The sequence below is a fragment of the Amnibacterium flavum genome (assembly GCF_003097495.1).
Taxonomy (GTDB): Bacteria; Actinomycetota; Actinomycetes; order Actinomycetales; family Microbacteriaceae; genus Naasia; species Naasia flava.
This window is the reverse complement of the sequence record NZ_QEOP01000001.1, coordinates 873,703-895,381: the sequence shown is the minus strand read 5'-3', so window position 1 is coordinate 895,381 and position 21,679 is coordinate 873,703. Positions and strand designations below refer to the sequence as shown.

The 21,679-nt window shown below is 67.9% G+C and carries 21 protein-coding genes; 10 read left to right on the top strand and 11 right to left on the bottom strand.

Going from position 1 to position 21,679, the window contains the following annotated elements:
* Positions 1-261: 261 nt before the first annotated feature.
* From DDQ50_RS04250 to DDQ50_RS04240, 3 genes are all read right to left on the bottom strand, one after another.
* The gene (locus DDQ50_RS04250) at positions 262-1,416 is read right to left on the bottom strand and encodes a cystathionine gamma-synthase (RefSeq protein ID WP_116755437.1); all 1,155 of its coding nucleotides are present in this window, start codon (positions 1,414-1,416) and stop codon (positions 262-264) included.
* A 41-nt stretch (positions 1,417-1,457) separates the two neighbouring features.
* Positions 1,458-2,822 (bottom strand): cystathionine beta-synthase, encoded by a 1,365-nt coding sequence (locus DDQ50_RS04245; RefSeq protein ID WP_116755436.1) that lies wholly within the window; start codon positions 2,820-2,822, stop codon positions 1,458-1,460.
* Between the two features lie 173 nt (positions 2,823-2,995).
* The gene (locus DDQ50_RS04240) at positions 2,996-4,873 is read right to left on the bottom strand and encodes an ABC transporter ATP-binding protein (protein ID WP_116755435.1); all 1,878 of its coding nucleotides are present in this window, start codon (positions 4,871-4,873) and stop codon (positions 2,996-2,998) included.
* A gap of 185 nt (positions 4,874-5,058) precedes the next feature.
* On the opposite strand from DDQ50_RS04240, the gene DDQ50_RS04235 reads away from it, so the two are divergent.
* From DDQ50_RS04235 to DDQ50_RS04225, 3 genes are all read left to right on the top strand, one after another.
* On the top strand, positions 5,059-5,748 hold the full coding sequence (locus DDQ50_RS04235; RefSeq protein WP_116755434.1) for a DUF3105 domain-containing protein: 690 nt from the start codon (positions 5,059-5,061) through the stop codon (positions 5,746-5,748).
* A complete protein-coding gene (locus tag DDQ50_RS04230) occupies positions 5,729-6,373 on the top strand; it encodes a DUF305 domain-containing protein (RefSeq protein ID WP_116755433.1) in 645 nt (214 codons plus the stop codon). Before DDQ50_RS04235 ends, DDQ50_RS04230 begins: the two co-directional genes overlap by 20 nt.
* Positions 6,374-6,609: 236 nt before the next feature.
* The gene (locus DDQ50_RS04225; protein ID WP_116755432.1) at positions 6,610-6,936 is read left to right on the top strand and encodes a GIY-YIG nuclease family protein; all 327 of its coding nucleotides are present in this window, start codon (positions 6,610-6,612) and stop codon (positions 6,934-6,936) included.
* 186 nt (positions 6,937-7,122) lie between these two features.
* Here the strand turns inward: DDQ50_RS04225 and DDQ50_RS04220 are convergent, their stop codons facing one another.
* The 3 genes from DDQ50_RS04220 to DDQ50_RS04210 form a co-directional block, all read right to left on the bottom strand.
* A complete protein-coding gene (locus DDQ50_RS04220; RefSeq protein ID WP_116755431.1) occupies positions 7,123-8,112 on the bottom strand; it encodes a carbohydrate ABC transporter permease in 990 nt (329 codons plus the stop codon).
* Positions 8,109-9,080: a carbohydrate ABC transporter permease gene (locus tag DDQ50_RS04215; protein WP_116755430.1), complete on the bottom strand. Its 972-nt coding sequence runs from the start codon at positions 9,078-9,080 to the stop codon at positions 8,109-8,111. Before DDQ50_RS04215 ends, DDQ50_RS04220 begins: the two co-directional genes overlap by 4 nt.
* Before the next feature lie 112 nt (positions 9,081-9,192).
* Positions 9,193-10,521 carry an ABC transporter substrate-binding protein gene (locus DDQ50_RS04210; protein WP_116755429.1) on the bottom strand — a complete coding sequence of 443 codons (1,329 nt, stop codon included), beginning with the start codon at positions 10,519-10,521 and terminating at the stop codon, positions 9,193-9,195.
* Positions 10,522-10,832: 311 nt separating this feature from the next.
* Here DDQ50_RS04210 and DDQ50_RS04205 point away from each other — a divergent pair, with 311 nt between their 5' ends.
* Together DDQ50_RS04205 and DDQ50_RS04200 are read left to right on the top strand one after the other, a co-directional pair.
* Positions 10,833-11,849, top strand: coding sequence for a LacI family DNA-binding transcriptional regulator (locus DDQ50_RS04205; RefSeq protein ID WP_116755428.1), 1,017 nt, complete (start codon positions 10,833-10,835; stop codon positions 11,847-11,849).
* 124 nt (positions 11,850-11,973) lie between these two features.
* On the top strand, positions 11,974-12,354 hold the full coding sequence (locus tag DDQ50_RS04200; RefSeq protein WP_116755427.1) for a hypothetical protein: 381 nt from the start codon (positions 11,974-11,976) through the stop codon (positions 12,352-12,354).
* Positions 12,355-12,382: 28 nt separating this feature from the next.
* On the opposite strand, the gene DDQ50_RS04195 is transcribed toward DDQ50_RS04200, so the two are convergent.
* The 3 genes from DDQ50_RS04195 to DDQ50_RS04185 form a co-directional block, all read right to left on the bottom strand.
* Complete coding sequence (locus DDQ50_RS04195; RefSeq protein WP_133245896.1) at positions 12,383-13,114, bottom strand: hypothetical protein; 732 nt, start codon at positions 13,112-13,114, stop codon at positions 12,383-12,385.
* Between the two features lie 66 nt (positions 13,115-13,180).
* On the bottom strand, positions 13,181-14,503 hold the full coding sequence (locus DDQ50_RS04190; RefSeq protein WP_116755425.1) for a hypothetical protein: 1,323 nt from the start codon (positions 14,501-14,503) through the stop codon (positions 13,181-13,183).
* A gap of 136 nt (positions 14,504-14,639) precedes the next feature.
* A complete protein-coding gene (locus DDQ50_RS04185) occupies positions 14,640-15,224 on the bottom strand; it encodes a TetR/AcrR family transcriptional regulator (RefSeq protein ID WP_116755424.1) in 585 nt (194 codons plus the stop codon).
* An 83-nt stretch (positions 15,225-15,307) separates the two neighbouring features.
* Here DDQ50_RS04185 and DDQ50_RS04180 point away from each other — a divergent pair, with 83 nt between their 5' ends.
* Together DDQ50_RS04180 and DDQ50_RS17185 are read left to right on the top strand one after the other, a co-directional pair.
* Positions 15,308-17,821: an MMPL family transporter gene (locus DDQ50_RS04180; RefSeq protein WP_116755423.1), complete on the top strand. Its 2,514-nt coding sequence runs from the start codon at positions 15,308-15,310 to the stop codon at positions 17,819-17,821.
* 79 nt (positions 17,822-17,900) lie between these two features.
* On the top strand, positions 17,901-18,053 hold the full coding sequence (locus DDQ50_RS17185; RefSeq protein WP_165829683.1) for a hypothetical protein: 153 nt from the start codon (positions 17,901-17,903) through the stop codon (positions 18,051-18,053).
* Positions 18,054-18,141: 88 nt separating this feature from the next.
* Here the strand turns inward: DDQ50_RS17185 and DDQ50_RS04175 are convergent, their stop codons facing one another.
* On the bottom strand, positions 18,142-18,882 hold the full coding sequence (locus DDQ50_RS04175) for a YrhB domain-containing protein (RefSeq protein ID WP_116755422.1): 741 nt from the start codon (positions 18,880-18,882) through the stop codon (positions 18,142-18,144).
* A 247-nt stretch (positions 18,883-19,129) separates the two neighbouring features.
* Here DDQ50_RS04175 and DDQ50_RS04170 point away from each other — a divergent pair, with 247 nt between their 5' ends.
* Together DDQ50_RS04170 and DDQ50_RS04165 are read left to right on the top strand one after the other, a co-directional pair.
* A complete protein-coding gene (locus DDQ50_RS04170; RefSeq protein ID WP_338065113.1) occupies positions 19,130-19,879 on the top strand; it encodes a helix-turn-helix transcriptional regulator in 750 nt (249 codons plus the stop codon).
* 98 nt (positions 19,880-19,977) lie between these two features.
* Positions 19,978-20,355, top strand: a complete 378-nt coding sequence (locus tag DDQ50_RS04165) for a VOC family protein (protein ID WP_116755420.1) — start codon at positions 19,978-19,980, stop codon at positions 20,353-20,355.
* A gap of 144 nt (positions 20,356-20,499) precedes the next feature.
* On the opposite strand, the gene DDQ50_RS04160 is transcribed toward DDQ50_RS04165, so the two are convergent.
* Positions 20,500-21,210, bottom strand: coding sequence for a TetR/AcrR family transcriptional regulator (locus tag DDQ50_RS04160; RefSeq protein ID WP_116755419.1), 711 nt, complete (start codon positions 21,208-21,210; stop codon positions 20,500-20,502).
* 76 nt (positions 21,211-21,286) lie between these two features.
* Between DDQ50_RS04160 and DDQ50_RS04155 the strand changes: the two genes are divergently transcribed.
* On the top strand, positions 21,287-21,604 hold the full coding sequence (locus DDQ50_RS04155; protein WP_116755418.1) for a putative quinol monooxygenase: 318 nt from the start codon (positions 21,287-21,289) through the stop codon (positions 21,602-21,604).
* Positions 21,605-21,679: the final 75 nt, after the last annotated feature.

Genomic DNA, 21,679 nt, shown 5'->3' with positions numbered 1-21,679 from the left:
CTGTGATTACTGCGTCGTAACCCCTCATTCGCCGCGCTTTCGCACGGCTGACAAGTTGTGACTGGAAGACGTTAGCCCACCGATCAGGTCTATGCGAACGCTTGGAGCACCCGTATCCGAATCGTCGCCGGAGCGTTATTCACCCGAAACCCGATGTTCCCGCGGAAAACCTGGAACCGCTCTCACACTGAGGCTCCGAGCTGTGACCGGATCGTTATGAGAGCGCCCCCATTCGCGGGCGGAAACAAGCGGAAAACCGCATCAGACTCGGGGAAGAGCGCTCTCCAGATCGGCGATCAGATCGGCGACATCCTCGATGCCGACCGAGATCCGGACGATGTTGGGCGCCACTTCGAGCGGCGTCCCGCGCACCGAGGCGTGGGTCATCTCGCTCGGGTAGCCGATGAGCGACTCCACGCCTCCGAGCGACTCGGCCAGCTGGAACAGCTTGGTCGACTCGGCGAGGCGACGGGCCGCCCCCTCGCCATCGCGGAGGGACACCGAGAGCATGCCGCCGAACCCCGACATCTGGGTCGCGGCGATCCTGTGCCCGGGGTGCGACTCGAGCCCCGGGTAGTAGACGCGCTCGATGGCGGGATGCTCGGCGAAGTGCTGGGCGACGGCGAGCGCGTTGCTCGAGTGGCGCTCCATGCGGACCGCGAGGGTCTTGATGCCGCGGACGGTGAGCCACGCCTCGAAGGGGGCGAGCACCGCGCCGGCGGCGAACTGGACGAAGCGGACCTTCTCGGCGAGTTCGTCGTCGCTGGTCACCACGGCCCCGCCGAGCACATCGGAGTGCCCGCCGATGTACTTGGTCGTGGAGTGCACGACGACGTCGGCGCCGAGGAGCAGCGGCTGCTGGAGCGCCGGTGAGGCGAAGGTGTTGTCGACGACGACCGTGACGCCTGCCGCGTGCCCGATCTCGACGAGCTCGGCGATGTCGGTGATCTTCATCAGCGGGTTGCTGGGCGTCTCGACCCAGAGCACCTTGGTCGTCGGGCGCAGGGCCGCGCGGACCGCGTCGGAGTCGGACATCTCGACCGTCGTCAGCTCGACCCCGGTGGGCACGTGCAGGCGGTTGATCAGGCGGTGGGTGCCGCCGTACACGTCGTTGCCCAGCACGATGTGGTCGCCGCTCGCCAGGGTCGAGCGCAGGATCGCGTCCTCGGCCGCGAGTCCGGACGAGAACGCGATGCCGTGCGTGCCGGACTCCAGCGATGCGATGAGCGTCTCGAGCGACGACCTCGTGGGGTTGCCGCTGCGCGCGTACTCGTAGCCGCCCCGGAACCCGCCGATGCCGTCCTGGACGAACGTCGACGTCTGGTAGATCGGAGGGACGACCGCTCCGGTGGTGGGGTCGAACTCCTGGCCGGCGTGGATGGCACGGGTGTTGAAGGCCTGCTGCGATTCAGTCATGGGGAAGGCGTTTCCTTGGTCGGAAGAGTCGGGGGCTCGCGTCACTCGGAGAGGAAGCTGAGCAGGTCCGAACGGGTGAGGACGGCGGAGGGCTTGCCTCCGTCGGTGACGAGCAGAGCATCCGCGGTGCCGAGGGCCGCGCGTGCGGCGGATACGGGCTCGCGGAGTCCGATGAGGGGCAGCCGCTCCTCGACGAATCCGCCGATCGGATCCGTCAGGGCCGCACGACCGCTGAAGACGAGGTCGAGGAGTGCGCGCTCGCTGATTGTGCCGACGACCTCGCCCATCACGACGGGCGGTTCGACGTTGAGTACGAGGAGCTGCGACACGTCGTAGCGCTGCAGAGTGGCGATCGTGTCGCGGACCGTCGAGTCGGGCATCGCGTAGACGAGTCCCGGGAGCTTGCCGGTCTTCGCGCCGACGACATCGGCCACGGACCGCTCGTCGCTCAGCTGGGCGAAGCCGTAGGAGCGCATCCACCTGTCGCTGAAGATCTTGCCGAGGTAGCCGCGGCCCCCGTCGGGCAGAAGAGCCACGACGACGGCGTCCTCGGGCAGGTCGCGGGCCATGCGCAGCGCCGCGGCCACCGCCAGCCCGCTCGACCCGCCGACGAGGAGTCCCTCTTCACGGGCGAGCCGCAGCGTCATGTCGAACGACTCCTGGTCGCTGACGGCGACGATCTCGTCGACGACGCCCGGGTCGTAGGCGGTCGGCCAGAAGTCCTCGCCGACTCCCTCGACGAGATAGGGGCGCCCGGTGCCTCCCGAGTAGACGGAACCCTCGGGGTCGGCTCCCACGATGGTCACGGCTCCCGCCGACGCCTCCTTGAGGTAGCGCCCGGTGCCGCTGATCGTCCCGCCGGTGCCGACGCCCGCGACGAAGTGGGTGATCCGCCCGTCCGTGTCGGCCCAGATCTCGGGACCGGTCGACTCGTAGTGGGAGCGAGGCCCGTTGGGATTCGAGTACTGGTCGGGCTTGAATGCGCCCGGGATCTCGCGTGCGAGGCGGTCGGAGACGCTGTAGTACGACTCGGGGTCATCGGGGGCGACGGACGTCGGAGTGACGACGACCTCGGCACCGTAGGCGGTCAGCACGTTGCGCTTGTCCTCGCCCACCTTGTCGGGAAGGACGAAGACGCAGCGGTAGCCCCGCTGCTGCGCGACCAGAGCGAGACCCACTCCCGTGTTGCCCGAGGTGGGTTCGACGATGGTGCCACCCGGCTTCAGGAGCCCGTCGCGCTCCGCGGCGTCGATGATGTTGACCGCGATGCGATCCTTCGACGATCCGCCGGGGTTGAGGTATTCGACCTTGACGAGGACCGTCGCGGCGATTCCGTCGGTGACGTGGTTGAGCTTGACGAGCGGGGTGCCGCCGATGAGGTCGAGCACGGTGTTCGCGTACTTCATCGATTCTTCTCGATTCGAATGGCCGGAGCGGACGGAGTCCTGGGGCTCACGGCGGTGACAGGTGGGGTCGGAGAACGCCTACGGGCGCCGACAGCAACAGGTCACGAACACCCGCTCATCGTAGCCGGACGGAGTCGGCGGACGCCAACCCCCTGTTCGGTCGTCGGACGGCGTCACGCCTCGAGTGCCGCATCCTGCCGGGGCGTCGTCGTGAGCCCCTGCCTCGCGGCGAGGGCGGCATACGCGCCGCCCCGGGCGAGCAGGTCGTCGTGGGTTCCGCTCTCGACGATCCGGCCGCGGTCGACGACGTGGATGATGTCGGCGTCGACGACGGTCGACAGCCGGTGCGCGATCGCGATGGTGGTGCGACCCGCGGACGCCTCGTCCAGGGCCTCCTGGACCGCCCGCTCCGACACCGAGTCGAGCGCGCTCGTCGCCTCGTCGAGGAGGAGGACGGGAGGATCCTTCAGCAGCACCCGGGCGATCGCGATGCGCTGCTTCTCCCCTCCGGACAGCCGGTACCCGCGCTCCCCCACGACGGTGTCGTACCCGTCGGGGAACGCCTCGATCGTCGCCGAGATCGATGCGGCCTCGGCCGCGCGTCGCATCTCGCCCTCCGTCGCGTCGGGTTTGGCGTAGAGGAGGTTCTCGCGGATGGTCGCGTGGAACAGATAGGTCTCCTGGCTGACGATCCCGATCTGGTCGAGCACCTCCTGCTGCCGCAGGTTGCGCACGTCGTGGCCGCCCATCATGACGGCACCGCCTGTCGCATCGTAGAAGCGCGGGATCAGGTAGCTGATCGTGGTCTTCCCCGCGCCCGAGGCTCCGACGAACGCGATGCGCTGCCCGGGCTCGGCGACGAACGAGACGTCCTTCAGGATGCGCGCGTGCGACCCGGTCTGGTCGGGGTAGGAGAACGCGACGTCGCGGAACTCGACCCTGCCCACCGGATCGCCGAGTCCGATGCTCTCGGGGACGGCGGGATCCGCGATCGTGGGCCTGAGATCGAAGTACTCGAAGATCCGCGCGAAGAGAGCGGCAGAGGTCTGCAGGTCGAGTGCCACCCTCATCAGGCCCAGCAGTGGCCACATCAGCCGCGCCTGCACCGTCGTGAAGGCGACGATCGTGCCGGCGGTCAGATCGGCGCCGCCCTCGATGAGGTAGGCGGAGACGAGGTAGATGACGGCGGGAACGATGGACAGGAAGATCTGAACTAGCGCGAAGAAGCCCTGCCCGCTCATCGCCTGCCGCACCTGGAGCCCGATCTGACGTCGGTTCTCGCCCGCGTACCGCTCGGTCTCGCTCTCCTGGCGCCCGAAGCTCTTGGCCAGGAGGATGCCGGACACGCTCAGGGTCTCCTGGGTGATCGCGGTCATGTCGGACAGCGATTCCTGGGTCTGGGTCGCGATCCTCGCCCGGACCCGGCCGACCCTGCGCTGCGCGAGCGCCAGCAGCGGCAGGAGGACCACGGCGATCAGGGTGAGCTGCCAGCTGAGGAGCAGCATCGCGACGAGGGCCGCGATGACCGTCACCAGGTTCCCGATGACGCTCGACACGGTGTTGCTCAGCACGCCGGCGACACCGCCGACGTCGTTCGCGAGGCGCGACTGGATGACACCCGTCTTGGTTCGGGTGAAGAACCCCAGCTCCATCGCCTGGAGGTGCCGGAACAGATCGACGCGCATGGTGCCCATGACGTTGTTGCCGATCGTGGCCGTCAGGTAGGTCTGCCAGATGCCGAGGCCGGCTGAGACGACCCAGATGAGGATCATCAGCCCGACCAGTTCGGCCAGCACCGGGATGTTCGGGCCGCCCTCGGGGAACAGGCCGCGATCGAAGGCCTGCTGCGTGAGGAGGGGCGGGGCGACGGTCAGGGCCGCGTCGATGAGAACGAGCGCGATCGTCAGGGTGAGCATCGCGCGGTGGGGTGCGAACAGGTGACCGATGCGCCGCAGGAGGTGGTCGACCTTGGGCGCTGTCGCGTTGGCGGCCTTCTGCGCCTCGGTGTCGCTCGACGCCACTCCCCGACGGGGGCGCCCTCCACCACTCATAGTCACCCGAGGAGCCTACGTCGGCCCTACTGACAGCAAGCCCGCATACCCTTCGCCTTCGGCGGACAAGAACGTCGCCGCCGCGAGCCCGACCGTTGACGGGTCAACCACCTCGGTTAGGCTCGACCCGCTGCCGGACGCGCCGGCGGCGCCACCGCCCCCAGGGCCGACCATGCAGGAGCTCCATGAACCCGAAGGCCGGCGACAACGCCGTACCCCCCGCCGTGAAGCAGCAGACGGTCAAGCAGCAGCGCGAGGCGCAGAGGGCCGAGAAGACCGCGAAGTTCAAAGCCGAGCAGGCGCGGAAGGCGCGCAACAAGCGCATCGGCATCATCTCCGCGATCGTCGGCGGTGTGGTCGTCGTCGGCCTCATCGTCACCTCCATCGTCCTCATCCCCGGTTCGGCGAAGTACGAGGCCGGCAGCTCCGGCAGCACGGTCGCCGGTGTCGAGACGTTCGAGAACGAGGCAACCCACGTGTCGACGCCCGTCGACTATCCGCAGACTCCTCCCGCGGGCGGCCCGCACAACCCGGTGTGGCTGAACTGCGGCGTCTACTCCGAGCCGGTTCCGAACGAGAACGCCGTCCACGCCCTCGAGCACGGTGCCGTGTGGCTGACCTACGACCCCGACGCGGTGAGCGACGACGACATCGCCGAGCTCCGCTCGCTCATGCCGTCCACCTACGCGGTCCTCTCCCCGTTCCCCGACATGGACACCGCGGTCGCGGTCAGCGCGTGGGACGCGCAGCTGAAGCTCGACAGCGTCGACTCCGACGCCATCTCGGCGTTCTTCGAGGAGTACTGGCAGAGCGAGGACGCACCCGAGCCGGGTGCGCCGTGCACAGGCGGAGTCGATGGCCCAGGCCGGGTTTGATCGCAGGTTCCGCTGGTCGCTGCTAATCGCCGTCGCGATCGCGGCGATCGTCGCGGGCGGCATCGGCTTCGCCGGCGGCCGCGCGAGCACCCTGGTCACGCCCACCCCGACGACGACGAGTGCGGCGGCCGGGTTCGCCCGCGACATGCAGGTGCACCACAACCAGGGCGTCGAACTGGCCATGCTCGAATATCTGCGCACCGACGACCCCGACGTGCGGACCCTGTCGTACGACATCGCGACGACGCAGGCTCAGCAGTCGGGTCAGATGTACGGCTGGCTGACCCAGTGGGGTCTCCCCCAGTTCTCGGCGGCTCCCGCCATGAGCTGGATGGGCGATGAGCACGGCGGCCATTCGAGTGCGCCCGGGGAGTCCGGCGTGATGCCGGGCATGGCGAGCGAGGAGTCGATCGACGAGCTGACGGCCGCGACCGGCGTCGAGGCGGATCGCATCTTCCTGACGCTGATGATCGCGCACCACAAGGGCGCCGTCGAGATGGCCGACGGAGCGCTCGAACGCACCGACGACCCCTCGGTGCGGGCACTGGCGACCACGATCTCCAAGAGCCAAGCAGCGGAGATCACGCTGATGCAGTCGATGCTCGACGCCCTCCCCCCGTCCTGACCCGCCGGGCCCCGCCCGCCCGCTGAGCCCGTCGAAGCGAAGGGCCGAAAACAGCACCTCCGCACGTTTCGACAAGCTCAACGGGCGTCGTCCTCACACCCAGCCCGCCCGCTGAGCCCGTCGAAGCGACGGGGACCGCCGCCGGTCGTTCCTCCACAGATCGACCTGGTGCCGGCTTGTGCACCGATCGACGCTCGCACGGTTCAACGTCGTCGCGCTCACGCTTCACTCGGTTCATGGGCTGGGTCTACATCCTCGAATGCTCCGACGCGACGCTCTACGTCGGCAGCACCTCCGCGCTCGCCCAAAGGTTCGAGCAGCATCAGCGCGGTGAGGGAGCCGCCTACACGCGCCGTCGTCTTCCCGTCCGCCTGATCTGGTGCGCCCGGTTCGACCGGATCAGCGAAGCCTTCGCGTTCGAGAAGAAGGTGCAGGGCTGGAGCCGCGCAAAGAAGCTGGCGCTGATCGAAGGGCGATACGACTCCGGCCTCTGGGCGCGAGGCGTGAAGCCGTCGAGGATGCATATCAGAACGGATCACCTGCCGACGATCACGCCGTGGTGACATCACACCGCTCGTTTCGACGAGCTCAACGGGCAGCAACATCACACCGCTCGTTTCGACGAGCTCAACGGGCAGCAACATCACACCGCTCGTTTCGACGAGCTCAACGGGCAGCGACACCACACCGCTCGTTTCGACGGGCTCAACGGGCGGAGGCCGCTCGCTGAGCCCGTCGAAGCGCCGGCGTCAGCCCTTCGTGGAGCCCGCGAGGAGGCCCCGCACGAAGTAGCGCTGGAGGCTGAAGAAGACGATCAGCGGGACGACCAGGGAGACGAACGCCGCGGCTGTCAATCGCTGCCACTCCTGGCCTCTCGAACCGGTGAGCTCCGCCAATCGTTGGGTGAGCGGTGCCGCGTCCTGCGTACCGCCCGAAAAGATCAGGGCCACTAGAAGGTCGTTCCACACCCACAGGAACTGGAAGATCGCGAACGACGCGATCGCCGGCAGCGCCAGGGGAAGAACGATGCGGAAGAACACCTGCGTGTGGCTCGCCCCGTCGACCTTCGCGGCCTCGATGACCTCGCCGGGGATCTCCGAGATGAAGTTGTGCAGCAGGAAGATCGCCAACGGGAGCGCGAAGATCGTGTGCGCGATCCAGATCGGCAGGTAGTTCTGCGTCGGGATGAACGGGATGACGTCATGCAGCCACTGCTGCCCGGGCCGCAGCACCGCGCTGAACAGCTGGAGCAGCGGGATCAGCGCCATCTGCAGGGGAACGATCTGCAGGGCGAAGATCAGGATGAACAGGGCACCGCTGCCGCGGAACTTGATCCATGCGAATGCGTACGCGGCCATGGAGGCGAGCACGAGCGGGAACACCGTCGCCGGGATCGCGATGAACAGCGAGTTCGCGAAGTAGGCGCCCAGCTGAGGTGACGACTGTGACGTCGACAGCAGCACCTCCTGGTAGTTCTCGAGCGTCAGCGACGGGTTCGTGAACCAGGTCCACCAGCCGGAGCTCTGGATGTCGGCGGCGGGCCGGAACGACGAGATGAACAGACCGAAGGTGGGGGTGGTCCACAGCACGGCGATGATGAGCGCCGCGATGGTCGCCCCGCGCGAGGTGAGGCGGCGCTTGACGCGCATCGTCTGCGTCTGGCCCTCTTCGGCCAGTTCGATCGCACCCTTGGTGGTGCGGCTGCCGGGGATGGGCAGGTCGACGGGTGTTGCGCTCATCGGACTTCCCTCTGCTGGCGGAGGACTCGGACGTTGTAGATGACGATCGGGAGCACGAGCAGGAACAGGATCACCGCGAGAGCGGATCCACGGCCCGGCTCGTTGGCGCGGAACGCCTGCGTGTACATCTCGTTGGCGACCACGCTGGTCTCGAAGTTTCCTGCCGTCATGGTGCGGACGATGTCGAAGACCTTCAGGGTCGCGATCGAGATGGTCGTGACGACGACCACCAGCGAGCTGCGGATGCCGGGGACCGTCACGTTGATGAACCGCTGCCACGCGCTCGTTCCGTCGAGCTGAGCCGCTTCGAGCTGCTCGGTCGGAACGCCCTTGATCGCGGCGGAGAGGACGACCATCGCGAATCCGGTCTGGATCCAGACCATGACGACGATGAGGAGGAAGGTGTTGAGCGGCGAGGCTTGCAGCCACTGCACCGGCTCGCCGCCGAACGCGACGACGATGGCGTTGAGCAGACCGATCTGGTCGCGTCCCTGCGACTTGAAGTCGTAGACGAAGCGCCAGATGATTCCGGCGCCGACGAACGAGATGGCCATGGGCATGAAGACGAGGGCCTTGAAGAACTTCTCGCCGCGGCTCTTGTCGATGAAGACCGCGTAGGCGAGGCCGATGATCGTCGACAGGGTCGGCACCAGGACGACCCAGATGACCGTGTTGAGCAGGGTGCGCAGGGCATCGGGCTGGGTGAACGCCCAGACGAAGTTGTCGAAGCCGGTGAAGTCGCCGCCCGCGTTGAAGAACGCGAGGGACGTGGTGCGGACCGCCGGATAGATCAGTCCCACGACGAGGAGGATGATCGCCGGTGCGACGAAGGCCGCGAGCTGCAGGAAGTCGCGGCCCCGCTTCGGTGCCCTGTCGACGAGGAACAGGACGAGACCGACGACGGCGGCGAATATCGCCAGGCCCCCGACGATCTGGATTATCTTGCCGATCAGATCAGCTGTGGTCACGTTGCTCGTATCCCTTCGTTCGACGCTGAATGAATGGGTGCAGCTAGGTGGTGCAGGGGCGGAGCCGCATGATCGCGACTCCGCCCCTCACCCTAGTAGCCGACTACCTCGATCAGGAGGGCCAGCTGGACTCGATCGAATCGACCGTGTCCTGCGTGCTCCCGCCGGTCAGCCACGACACGATTCCCTTCCAGAAGGAGTTCGAACCGACCGCGCCGGGCATGAGATCGGAACCGTCATAGCGGAACGTGGTGTTCGGGTCCTGGAGGATCTCGATCGTCTGCTGGAGCAGCGGGCTGGACGCGGTGCTGGCGTCGACGCCGTTGTTCGCGCTCACGGTGCCGCCCTGTTCGACGCGCAGCTGCGCGAAGGTGTCGGACGACATGTGGGTGAGGACCGCGGTGATCGCGGGGCTGGAGCGGAACGCGACGACGGTCTCGCCACCACCCGTGACCTGCAGCTCGCCACCGGCCTCGACCGGGGGCATGAGGAACGCGTAGACGTCGCCGTCGGGAGCGACGGTCACGCCGTCACCCCAGTTGACCTCGTAGAACGACGCCTGGTGGTGCAGCGAGCAGGTTCCGTCGAGGATGGCGAGTCCGCCTTCCTGGAACGGGGTGCTGATGAGCGACTGCGTGTCGATGTAGTCGGGGTTCTTCAGGTACTCACCGGCCGCGTCGAACGCCGCGACGATCTGCGGGTCGTTGAAGGGGATCTCGTGGGTGACCCACTGGTCGTAGACCTCGGGGCCGGCCTGGCGGAGGACGAAGTCCTCGATCCAGTCGGTTCCGGGCCAGCCGGTCGCCTCGCCGGACTCCATGCCGGCGCACCAGGGCAGGTGGTCGCCCTCGTCCGCGATGGTCTGGGTCAGGGTCATGAGCTCGTCGAGAGTGGTCGGGATCTCATAGCCCTTCTCCTCGAACTCGGCCGGGGAGTACCAGATGTAGCCCTTGACGCTGGCGAGCATCGGGGCGCCGTAGAAGGTGCCGTCGATGGTGCTGTACTTCTTCCAGTCGGGCGTCCAGAACTCGTCGACGTTGGCCTCGACCTCGGCCGGGGCCGGCTCGAGGTAGCCGTTGCCCGCGAGCAGTGCGACGAGGCCGGGCTGGGGGACGATTCCGATGTCGGGGGCGTTACCGCCCTCGGCGAGCTGGGCGATGGTCGACTCGAAGTCGCGGGTGCCCTGGTACTCGATGTTGATGTCGGTGCACGTGGCGAAGTCGGCCCACGAGGCGATGAGGCGGTCCGCCTCGGTCTCGACGATGGTGCCCGAGATGGTGACCTCTTCGCCGTCGAAAGTGCCGTAGTCCTCGTAGGGCGTGCAGTCGACGTCAGCCGCATCCTGCTCGGCGATGTCGCCGGTACAGCCGCTCAGCGCGAGACCGGCAGCGGTCGCGATGGCGGCGGGGATGATGAGGCGACGACGCAGTGTTGCGCTCATGGTTTCCTCTCCTCTTTGAGATTCAGCGACCGGCCATCGTGACCAGAACGCCCTGGTGCAGGTGGCGGCTCGCCCGCTCCGCGGTGGCGGCGGCGTGCGAAACCGGTTCCATAAAGGAACGTAAGCGAGCGCTCTCAGCGATGCAAGTCGGCCCGGATTCCCAAGATCACGATTCGGAAACAGCAGGTCCTCGGTCGGCGGCCGGCGTGACAGCCCGCGGGCACGGCGTTATGGTGTACGTCTCTGGGACCGGTTCCATACATCGCACAACGACGCGTGACGCGGCTCCGGTCGATCCAAGGAAGGATCCCGTGAAGTCCCTGGCCGACGTCGCGCGCCTCGCCGGCGTGTCGAAGGCGACGGCGTCCCGCGCGCTCAGCGGCACCGGCTACGTGTCCGAGCGAACCCGGCTCCTCGTCACCCAGGCGGCCCTCGACCTCGGCTACGTCGCGTCGACGAATGCAGCCAGCCTCGTCACCGGACGCACCCGCAACATCGGGGTGGTGAGCCCCTACATCAACCGCTGGTTCTTCGCCGAGGTCATCGATGGCGTCGAGGAGGCCCTGCTCGAGGACGGCTACGACCTGACCCTGTACCGACTGCGCGGGGATGCCGATCAGCGCGCCCGGGTGTTCGACTACTTCCTCGTCCGGAAACGGGTCGACGCCGTCATCGCCGTGGGCATGGACTTCGCCTCCGACGATGTGGGACCTCTCTTCTCGCTGCGCAAGCCCGTGGTCGGGGTCGGCAGTCAGCTCCCCGGCGCGACGACCGTGGGCATCGACGACATCGCCGCGTCGCGCTTGATCACCAGGCACCTCATCGACCTGGGGCACCGCAGGATCCTCCATCTCGGCGGGCCGATCGACGGAACGGCGACCGCGGTGCACAGCAGGCGCCGTGAGGGGTTCCGGCTCGAGATGGCGAGCGCCGGTCTCAGCGAGGGGGCGGACGTTGCGCCATGCGAGATGACGACGGCCGAGGCCTACACGGCCGTCCTGGAGTTCCTCGAGCGAGCCGAGACCCTGCCCACCGCGATCGCGGCAGCGAGCGACGAGGTGGCCGTCGGCGCGATCCTCGCCGCCCGCACCAGAGGTCTGACCGTGCCGGAGGACCTGTCCGTCATCGCCATCGACGACCACCCCCTCTCAGCCCTGTTCGACCTGACCACCGTCGCGCAGGCGCCGTCGAAACAGGGGCGCGCGGCGGCTCGTCTGGTGCTCGGGATCCTCGCGGGCGCCACGCCGACAGCACCCGGGCTCATCGCCGCACCTCTCGAGATCACGTACCGTGGGAGCACGGCCGCGCCCTCGTCCACCTCGCGCTGAGCCGTCGCCGAGCGCCCCCCGTTAGAGGGACGCCCCCTTTACATGCCCTCGAGTCACTCGTAGGGTGGCGGATGTCTCAACCTCCGTTCACCCGATGGAGGTCCTACCCGAGAGGCATCTTCTGATGAACCCGACATCTCTTAATTACGTTTCGCATGCCGTCTCCGCGGCGACCTCCGTCGCCGACTCCATCGAGGGCGAGATCGAGCGCGCGCGCACCTTGCGACTCAGCGGACGGCCGCATCACGCGGTCGTCGCAGCCCTGTCGGCGCGGATGCGCTGCAGCGACTCGACCCTCGTCCCCGGCGTGCGCCGCGTGCTGCTCGAAGCCGAGTGCTCGCTCGAAGCCGGACTCGCGCAGCTCGAGATCGGCAACATCGACGAGGCGAAGACCGAGCTCGAGCGGGCGGGTGCCGACGGCGGCGTCCACCTCTCCCCGGCCTCGCGCCGCGAATACCGCGATGCCCTCGTCCAGGCTCGCGAGCAGGCCTGGTACTCGGCCTGACACGCCACCCCTCCCGCCTCAGGGCGGGCTAGGGGTTCTCCGGATCCGGCAGCCCCTCCATCCGCCTCAGCACTCGGGCGACCTCAGCGTCGAGCGAGCTCGAGGACCTCAGACGGTGGAGGGGCGAGCCGAACACCTGCCGGGCAGCGTCGGGACCGCACCCGAGCACGGCGGCGATGCGGGCGACACCGTCCTCCTCGTCCGATGCGGAGGCGACCGCTGCGGCCACATCCCCGAGACGCTCGGATGCCGTGAGCATCGCCCGCAGCCCGGAGAGCTGTTCGTCCAGACGTCTTCTGTGGCGCACCTCCACCGCAGGGTCGGGCGCCTGCTCAGACCGCACCCGATCGATTCGCTCCTGCGTCAGCTCGACGACGAGCGGCGGATCCACGACGAGGCCCGGCGCCACCAGCGCGGCACGCACGAGGTGGGGCCCTGGGACCGCGGAACTCCAGTCGAACGGCGCCAGCCGGACCGGAACCCGCGCGTACTCCCCCGGCCCGAGCGGGATGCGGTCTCCCGCGCCGCCCACGTAGCCGAAGGAGAATCCTCCGCTGTCGGACGCCTGCGCTAACAGCGCCCCCACGACCAGCAGTCGAGTGCTCGCGGGTCTCCAGACCTCTGATCCGGTGTTGACGACATCGATGACCAACGCGTCCAGATCGGGGTCCTGCGTCACCGCGTCGGGCCAGCGCAGCCGGAGGCCGGATACGTCGTCTGCCGGAGTCGTATCGGGGGCATCGCGAGCTGAGTCGGTCACCATCCCGACGCTGGCACGCTCACCTTGAGGTGGGCTCAGGAGTCAGCGGACCTCCGACCCGCCGCCTCAGGCGCGCCGGCGACGGAGACCGAAGAAGAGGAAGAGGCCGGCGATGAGCAGCACGGCGGCCAGGGCGCCGATGGTCCAGACGGCCTGAACACCGGTCTGATCGCTGGATGCGTCCGCCGCGAGAGTCGGAAGCTGCTCGGCGGCGTCGGTCTGAGGAGCGGAGCCGACCGGGGTGTCGACGGCGGGCGTGCCGTCCTCGACGATCCCGGCGGAGGCGCTCGTCTCGGTGCTGCCTGCCGCCTGCGACGCCGACGTGGAGCGACCGCCGAGCCGTCCCGCGTGACTGGTGGCAACCGAACCGGTGGTGCTGCCGCTCGACGCGGTGCCACTGGAGGATCCCGGACCCGCCGCGCCTCCGGCGCCGGAGCCGTCAGCGCACTCGGCGACCGTGACGGGTTCGGAGGTGGTCACCCGGGGTGCGGCGTCGTCCGAGAGGGTGACGGTGTAGGCGCCGGCGGGGACATCCGCGAAGGTCACGACGGTGTCCTTGCCGCCCGCGACAGCGCGGGACGAGCGGTCGCCGGCCGACTGGGAGACGGCGAGCGTGTACTCGCGGCCATCGACCAGTCCGGTGAGTTCAGCGGACAGTGAGCTGCCGCCCGAACGCGGTGCGCACTCCCCCGCGGTCAGAGTCACCGTCGAGCGGTCGGCGCATCCGGCGATCGGCACGAAGGCGCGGGCGGAGAGGGAGTCGTCGGACTGGTCCGTCAACCGGATCTCGTACTTCTCCCCGGCCGTCAGGCCGCTGAACGTCTTCTGCACGACGGGGGCGGTCCGGAACTGGAAGTGGGTGACGACATCTCCGTTCAGAACAACCTCCGCGAGGTAGGTGACGCTGCGGCGCAGCTCGGAGAAGGTCAGATTGATCGACTGCTTGTCGATCCGACTCGGCGACACGCAGTTCGAGGCGGCGGCGGCGATATCGACCGGCGCGCACGCCGTGGTCGGACCGGTGTAGGTCGCGTCGTACCCCGTTCCCGGCGCGAAGCCGCGTCCGTCGCTGTCCGCGCCGAAGGAGTTGATCTGGACCTCGTAGTCGTGGGCGACCGTGGGCTCGAAGGTGTAGACGCCGCTGAAGCTGCCCTTGAAGCTGCGCCACCCGTCGTCGGTCCCCTCGGTCTGGACCTCGCCGTCGACGAGGACGCGCACCTCGCCCTTCGACGCGAAGCCGTTCGGCTTCACGGTGAGGGTCGAGCAATTGGCCGAGACGCCGAGGTTCTCGGCGGAGGCGGGCAGAGCCGTGGCGGTGACGGCGATGCCTGCACCGAGGATCATGGCGATGACAGCGGCCGCGATGGCGCGCGCGAAGGGACGAATCATTGGGTGGGTGACTCTCGGGTGGGGTGGGGGTATGCGCTCGGGTGAAGCGCTGAGCGCGTTCAGAGAACGGCACTCGACGGGTTAGCTCAAGCGTAGGAAGAGGGCGCGGCGCGCGCCTGCCCCAGTAGGGGTGACATCACGCGACGGGGCGCGGACCGCCGAGGACGATGTCGACCAGGCGGGTCGGAAGCTTCTCGTCCGTCGGTTCTCGGGTCAGGATGCGCAGCACCACCGCGCCGACCAGCACTTCACCGACATCGGCGATGGGCAGATCCGGGCGGACCTCTCCGGCCCGAACAGCGGCGGCTAGCCGCTCGGTGAGCTCGGACGAGGCGCCGAGTCGATCGTGGAGGCGGCGCCCGATGTCACCGTTATCGGACGCCGCCGCGACGAGCGAGCGGATCAGCACGTCGTTGTCCGGGTCCTCGGTGAAGCGGAATACGGCCACCACCCACGCCTCGAGATCGCTGCGGATATCACCCGAGTTGAGCGGGATCGCCCCTCCCGGCATGAGGAAGCCCTCGATCATGCATTCGGCTACCAGGGCGCTCTTGGTGGGCCACCAGCGGTAGATCGTCTGCTTGCCGACGCCCGCCTCGGCGGCGATCGCTTCGATGGAGAGGTGCTCGTAGCCCTTTTCGGCGAAGAGCGCCGCGGTGGCGTTCAGGATTGCAACACGCGACGCTTCACTGCGGACCGCGCCACGTCGTTGTTCGCTCACATCCCCATCATATCTTCAGCAAGACGCAACGTCTCGTATTGTAGATTGAGCGAAGCTCGCACCCGACGGATGAGGAACTGACTGTGGCCGAACTGCTCTATCGACTCGGCCGTCTCTCGGCCCGCCGCGCCTGGATCGTGATCGGCGCCTGGTTGGTCGTTCTCGCCATCGCCGTCGGCGGGTTCCTCATCGGCTTCAAGGGCCTCTCGTCGAGCTTCGACATCCCCGGGACCGCCTCCTCCGAGGTCATCGCGGAGCTCGAGGACAAGCTGCCCGATTTCGGCGGAGCATCCGGCACCATCGCGTTCGAGACGGAGAACGGCGAGGCGTTCACCGACGAGCAGCGCGCGGAGATCAGCGACCTCGCGGCCGGTGCCGTCGATCTCCCCGACGTCGCCAACGTGGTCGACCCGTTCGACACCGAAGCCCAGCGAGCCGAACAGGCGCAGACGATCGCCGACGGGCGCACCCAGATCACCGACGGCACCGCCCAGCTCCAGCAGGCGCAGGACCAGATCGATGCCGGTATCGCGCAGCTCGACGCCGCCCAGACCCAGCTCGACGCGGCGCGCGAGCAAGCGTCGCTGAGCCCCGCCCCCGACCAGGCACTCGCGGCGATCGAGGCCCAGCAGGCCGGGCTCGACGCGCAGCGCCAGCAGCTGACCGACGGCCAGACCCAGCTCGACACGTCGCGCGCCGAACTCGAGACGCAGAGCGCGAAGCTCGAGACCGGCGCCCGCCTGCTCGACCTCGCTGCCGGCATCCGCACCGTGTCGGAGGACGAGACCGCCGCGCTCGTCAACATCGCGTTCACCGAACCCCGTCTCGAACTGTCCGAGGAGAGCAAGCAGGCCGTCATCGAGCATTTCGAGTCCACGCCGATCGACGGCGTCGAGGTCGCCATCTCGACCGACATCGCACAGGGAGTGCCCGAGATCCTCGGCCCGGGAGAGGTCGTGGGTGTCGCATTCGCCGCCATCGTGCTGCTCGTCATGCTCGGCTCGGTCATCGCCGCCAGCCTGCCGATCGTCACCGCCATCGTCGGAGTCGCCATCGGGGTCGTCGGGTCGCTCGCGTTCTCGGGCGTCGTGCAGATGGCGTCCGTCACCCCGGTTCTCGGCGTCATGCTGGGGCTCGCGGTCGGCATCGACTACTCGCTCTTCATCGTGAACAGGCACCGCAAACAGCTGCTTCAGGGCGCGGAGGTCCGAGAGTCCATCGGGCTCGCGAACGGCACCGCCGGCAATGCGGTCGTCTTCGCGGGAGCCACGGTCGTCGTCGCGCTGCTCGCGCTCAACGTCACCGGCGTGCCGTTCCTCGGACTGATGGGAACCGTGGGCGCCGCCTGCGTCGCCGTCGCGGTGCTGATCGCCGTCACACTGACGCCTGCCATTCTCGGACTGGTCGGAAGGCGTCTGCTCTCGCGTCGCCGCCGCGCACGCGTCGAAGCGGGACACAATCACGCCGCGGGCAAGCCGGTCCGCCCGATGTCCACCATCCGCGCCGTGCTCACCGTCATCGTTGGCGCCGCCGCTCTGCTCGCCATCGCGACGCCCGCTCTGTCGATGCGCCTCGGCCTGCCCGACGGATCATCGGAACCGCAGGGTTCGACGACCTACAACGCCTACATGATCACCTCCGACGCGTTCGGCGAGGGAGCGACCGGTCCACTGCTGGTCACCGCCGATCTGCCTGCCGGGCTCGATGACGATCAGGTCACCGAAGCCCAGCTCGCCGTGGCCGAGGCCATCTCGGACGAGGACTCCGTGAGCGCTGTCGCGCCCATCGCCGTCTCCGACGACAACCGTCTCGCCGCTTTCCAGGTGATCCCCGATGAGGGCCCGAACAGCGTGTCGACCGACGAACTGGTGCGGGCTCTGCGAGCGATGCCGGCCATCGACGGCGACATCACCCTGGGCGTCGCCGGGCAGGCGGCGATCAACATCGACATCTCCGAGAACCTGGCCGACGTCCTTCCGCTGTATCTCACGGTCGTCGTCGGACTCTCGCTCCTGATCATGATCGTGGTGTTCCGTTCGCTGCTCGTGCCGCTCATCGCGACCGGCGGCTTCATGCTGTCCCTTTTCGCGACGTTCGGCGCACTGACCGCGGTGTTCCAATGGGGCTGGGGTGCCGAATTCATCGGCATCCAGAACACCGGGCCGGTCTTGAGCTTCCTCCCGGTGATCCTCGTCGGCATCCTGTTCGGCCTCGCGATGGATTACCAGCTGTTCCTCGCTTCGGGCATGCGGGAGGCTTTCGTCCACGGATCCCCGGCTCGACTCGCGGTGGCGGAGGGCTTCAGGGCCGGACGCTCCGTGGTCACCGCTGCGGCGCTGATCATGATCTCGGTGTTCAGCGGGTTCATCTTCGCCGACGCGACCATCGTCCGCGGTTTCGGCTTCGGTCTCGCGGTCGGTGTGCTCATCGACGCGTTCGTCGTGCGGATGCTCATCGTGCCGGCGCTCATGCACCTCGTCGGAGAGGGCGCATGGTGGCTGCCGAGATGGCTCGACCGCATCGTGCCCGATGTCGACGTGGAGGGCGCCGCGCTCGAGCGCAAGCACCACCTCGTCGAGGCCGATCCTGCCAACTGACCAGATCCGCTGCGTCGTCGCTCGTCCTTCGCGACCGCCCCGATCGGCCGCTCGGCGGCGCATCGGTTAGCGTCGATACATGGACTGGCTCATCCTCGTGGTCATCGCTGCGGTCGTCCTCGCGACGATCAGCCTGCTCGCGGCGCTGAGGCGTATCGCCGTGGCTCTCGAGCGCATCGCAGACACCGCCGATGGACGGCGTCGTGACGGACACGGGAGCCGTGAATCGTGAGGCGACACCATCCCGACCTCGCAAGACGATGACGTCTCCCGCATGAAAAGAGAGCGAATCCCGAACAACACAGGCTCGGGGTGCGAGCTCACCGACTGAGCGCGTGGCTGATCTGCTCGAGCGAGCGACCGATCGCGTGACTGAACTGGGTTGCTCCGGCCACCCCGAGACGACCGCCCGGGAACTCGGCTTCTCCCGCCTCCCATCGGAGGTCGACGCTCGTCGGTCCCTCGTCGAGAGCGACGCCAGCCGCGAGCTCGTCCCGCCACATTGCGGGTCGTCTCTGTTCGGAGCGCCAAACATTGATCAGCTGTATCAACAGGAAGCGGTCTCCATCTTGCTCGGTTGCGAAGCTGCCCTGCACCTGGGGAACTCCTCGGCTGACACGGACGACGACGAAGCGACCGGCACGGCGCTGCAATTCGAAGTCGACCTCCATGTCGCCGAAACCCCGCACGACGTCCGGCCCCGACGAGGGCAACGACATTCCGAGTCGCTCCGCCCACTCTCGGATCAGCGGGTCGGCATCCCACTCGGAGCGCTTCCTCCAGCGCTCGACCTCATCCTCGGTCGTGTCGGCGGTGCCGAGATGAACCGCGGGTCGGTCATCTTTCGGCACGACGATAGGTCCGATCAGGAGCTGATCGCGGGCATCGCCGGTGCGGAGGTACCCCACGCTCTGCCAGTTGAACACCCAGACGTCGCCGTGGTCCTCATGTTCAGGCACACCGAACTGCCCTGCGAAGAAGGCAACCTCGACGCCGTTTCTCGCCACCACCTGCGCCAGAAGCGCGGCCGCGTGCGTTCTCGCTTCGTCCAGACTTCTCATGTGCCGACCTCAGGCAATCTGCTCGAGGTGGATGCCGAGGGCGTGGCTCAGGATGCCACTCGCCTTGGGTCGGGTGCTCATTTCGGGTCCTCCTCAACGGATCACACGCTTTGTCCGCCCGGTTCACTAGCAATTCAATCCCCTTCCCCGTCGTCTCTGCATGCACCGTCCCCCGTTGTCTCTACATGCCGCCGTGCGCGCCCGTGCAGCGGGGGCGCTTCGGTCCTCTTCTTCGGAGAGCTCAGGGATGGTACCGCCGTCGACGGCAAGCTCGCGGCGGATGGCAGATGATTGCGGGGTGAACCGAACCGACCGTCTCTATGCCCTCGTCGAGGAGCTTCGAGCCGTGTCCCCGCGTCCGCGCAGCGCTCGACGGCTTGCTGAGCGGTTCGAGGTGTCCGTGAGAACCATCGAGCGCGACGTCGCCGCGTTGCAGCAGTCCGGGCTACCGATCTGGGCGGAACCGGGTCGGACCGGCGGGTATGCGATCGACGCCTCCGCAACCCTCGGCCCGGCGGGATTCACGTTGGACGAGGCCCTCGCGATACTGATCGGGCTCGGCGGACTTCGACACAGCCCGTTCCGGCACGCCGCCCGAACGGCGGCGCGGAAGACCCTCGCGGTCATGCCGGACGCCGACGCCGCACGAGCCGCCGCCGTCGCGTCCCGAGTCCACTTCCTCGAAAGCACCGAGAACAGGACGGTGCCGACGGAGTTCGCTGCCGCGCTCCGATCGGACCGCGTGGTGCGCCTGCGCTACCAGGACAAGTCCGGATCGGAATCCGTGCGCGACGTCGAGCCGCTCGGCTCCATCGGCAAAGACGGGCAGTGGTACCTCATCGCCTGGTGCCGGCTCCGGGAAGGAGTCCGCGCGTTCCGCGGCGACCGCATGCGGTCTGTCGAGCTGACGGACGAGCGGCCTCAGCCGCGCTCGATCCGTCCCGAGAGCCTCGCCATTCAGTACGGGCGTCTGCGATCGGTCCTCGACGAGGACTGAACAATTCGAGACGAACTGCGTAAACACCGACAGCACGGTGTCGCAGCAGCCGGTGAGACTGGGATCTCCAGGTCGTCATCACCGCAGGAGGCCCTTCCATGCCATTCGCATCCATCCGCATCGTCACCGACGACCTCGAAGGTCTCGTCACCTTCTACGAACGCGTCATCGGACACCGGGCTGAGCGCCCCGCGCCGATCTTCGCGCAGTTCAGCGGGCCAGGTGCGAATCTGGCGATCGCGAGCACAGCGACGGTTGCGATGCTCGGCGGCGCCGTGACCCCCGGGACCAACCGTTCGGTCTTGATCGAGTTCGAAGTCAGTGACGTCGACGGTGAATTCGCCCGGCTCCAGGTCGAGCAGGAGGACGTCGTCCTCCCACCGACGACGATGCCGTGGGGCAACCGATCGGCACTCATCCGCGACCCGGATGGGAACGTCGTCAACCTGTTCAGCACGCCCGTCGGCGACCGTTAGCACTCCGGCCGTCTCGGCCGTGGGTCCGAAAGGCGCGTCGACCGAGCGGGCTCGCTGGTCCGATCGAGAATCCCCTACCGGTGCCGCGAGAGGACGATCCCTCGGGCGAGAATACCCGCTTCCGCACGGGGCGACGATCCGGCCTCAGCGCTCGCCAGCGGACCGGCGACCAGTGCTCTCCGGAATGGCAGTCGACGTGATGCCGGCGAGGATGAACTCGATCCCAGCGGTGAACTGGAGGCGGTCGTCGTGCTCAGCGAGGTGCCCGGCCATGCGTCGGGCGAAGGGATGGGTCATGGCGCTGGATTCACTGGCCCACTCTTTCGCGATCCTCTGCAGGAACGATGCCCGGTCCGAGTCGCGGGACAGGCGCGCTCCGGCGGCGTACTGGCTCGCCATGCCGAGCGTGAAATTCACCAAGCTCGTCGCGGCTGCGAATTGGTGCCGTTCCTCCACTCCGAGACCGTCCAGGTGCTCGCCGATGCTCTCGAGCATCTCGAGCACCGCCGGCTGCCAGGGTGCCTGAGCGAGTTGAGCGCCGATCCACGGGTGGGTGTCGATCGCGTCGAACAGCGCGAGCATGACCGCCCGGATACCGCCGTCCGCACGGTCTCGGCGCGCTTCAGACACCGCTCGCGTGATGACCTCGGCAGCGGCGGCCGCGAGGATCTCGCCCTTGTTCGCGAGGTGGTGATAGATCGCGCCCGGACCGGTCTGAAGCACTTCGGACAGCGAGCGGAACGTCAGCGCGGATTCTCCTCCGACGTCCAGAATTCCGATCGCCGCGCCCACGATCGTGCTCGCGGAGAGCGCGTCCGGACGACGTCCTCGGCGCTGCGATGCGTTGGGTTCCATGGCTTCATCTTGACACGACTGGAATCGCGTTCCAAACTTCTAGTGGAACGGCATTCCAATCTTCGAAGGAGACATCATGAATAGCAATCAACCTGGCGTCGTACTGCGCTTCCAGGCAAAGGCAGGTAAGGGCGAGGAGCTCTTCGACCTGGTCACCGACATGCATTACTCGGGTGACCCTGACGGTCCGACGGACTGGTCACTGAGTCGTGACGCCGAGAATCCCGATGTCATGTGGGCGTTCGAGTTCTACCGAGACCAAGCGTCGTTCGATCGGCACTACTCCGACCCCAGGCTCGACGAGGGTCACCAGCGCGTGTTCGACCTCCTCGAGACCCAGACGGGCGTGGACTCGTCGATGCGCGCGGATGTGCACATCGTCGCCTCGAGCTGACGGCTGCCTCGGGGCGACCCGGATGCGCTCAGAACTGCGAGCCGGTCGGTGATGCGACGAGAGCGGGGCCCGACA

Excerpts from the sequence above, each read along its gene's own strand:
- DDQ50_RS04230 (WP_116755433.1), top strand. The coding sequence starts at position 5,729 with ATGGCCCAGGCCGGGTTTGATCGCAGGTTCCGCTGGTCGCTGCTAATC.
- DDQ50_RS04190 (WP_116755425.1), bottom strand. The coding sequence starts at position 14,503 with ATGATTCGTCCCTTCGCGCGCGCCATCGCGGCCGCTGTCATCGCCATG.
- DDQ50_RS04175 (WP_116755422.1), bottom strand. The coding sequence starts at position 18,882 with ATGAGAAGTCTGGACGAAGCGAGAACGCACGCGGCCGCGCTTCTGGCG.
- DDQ50_RS04210 (WP_116755429.1), bottom strand. The coding sequence starts at position 10,521 with ATGAGCGCAACACTGCGTCGTCGCCTCATCATCCCCGCCGCCATCGCG.
- DDQ50_RS04165 (WP_116755420.1), top strand. The coding sequence starts at position 19,978 with ATGCCATTCGCATCCATCCGCATCGTCACCGACGACCTCGAAGGTCTC.
- DDQ50_RS04235 (WP_116755434.1), top strand. The coding sequence starts at position 5,059 with ATGAACCCGAAGGCCGGCGACAACGCCGTACCCCCCGCCGTGAAGCAG.
- DDQ50_RS04200 (WP_116755427.1), top strand. The coding sequence starts at position 11,974 with ATGAACCCGACATCTCTTAATTACGTTTCGCATGCCGTCTCCGCGGCG.
- DDQ50_RS04155 (WP_116755418.1), top strand. The coding sequence starts at position 21,287 with ATGAATAGCAATCAACCTGGCGTCGTACTGCGCTTCCAGGCAAAGGCA.
- DDQ50_RS04240 (WP_116755435.1), bottom strand. The coding sequence starts at position 4,873 with ATGAGTGGTGGAGGGCGCCCCCGTCGGGGAGTGGCGTCGAGCGACACC.
- DDQ50_RS04160 (WP_116755419.1), bottom strand. The coding sequence starts at position 21,210 with ATGGAACCCAACGCATCGCAGCGCCGAGGACGTCGTCCGGACGCGCTC.
- DDQ50_RS17185 (WP_165829683.1), top strand. The coding sequence starts at position 17,901 with ATGGACTGGCTCATCCTCGTGGTCATCGCTGCGGTCGTCCTCGCGACG.
- DDQ50_RS04245 (WP_116755436.1), bottom strand. The coding sequence starts at position 2,822 with ATGAAGTACGCGAACACCGTGCTCGACCTCATCGGCGGCACCCCGCTC.
- DDQ50_RS04250 (WP_116755437.1), bottom strand. The coding sequence starts at position 1,416 with ATGACTGAATCGCAGCAGGCCTTCAACACCCGTGCCATCCACGCCGGC.
- DDQ50_RS04220 (WP_116755431.1), bottom strand. The coding sequence starts at position 8,112 with ATGAGCGCAACACCCGTCGACCTGCCCATCCCCGGCAGCCGCACCACC.
- DDQ50_RS04225 (WP_116755432.1), top strand. The coding sequence starts at position 6,610 with ATGGGCTGGGTCTACATCCTCGAATGCTCCGACGCGACGCTCTACGTC.
- DDQ50_RS04170 (WP_338065113.1), top strand. The coding sequence starts at position 19,130 with ATGGTACCGCCGTCGACGGCAAGCTCGCGGCGGATGGCAGATGATTGC.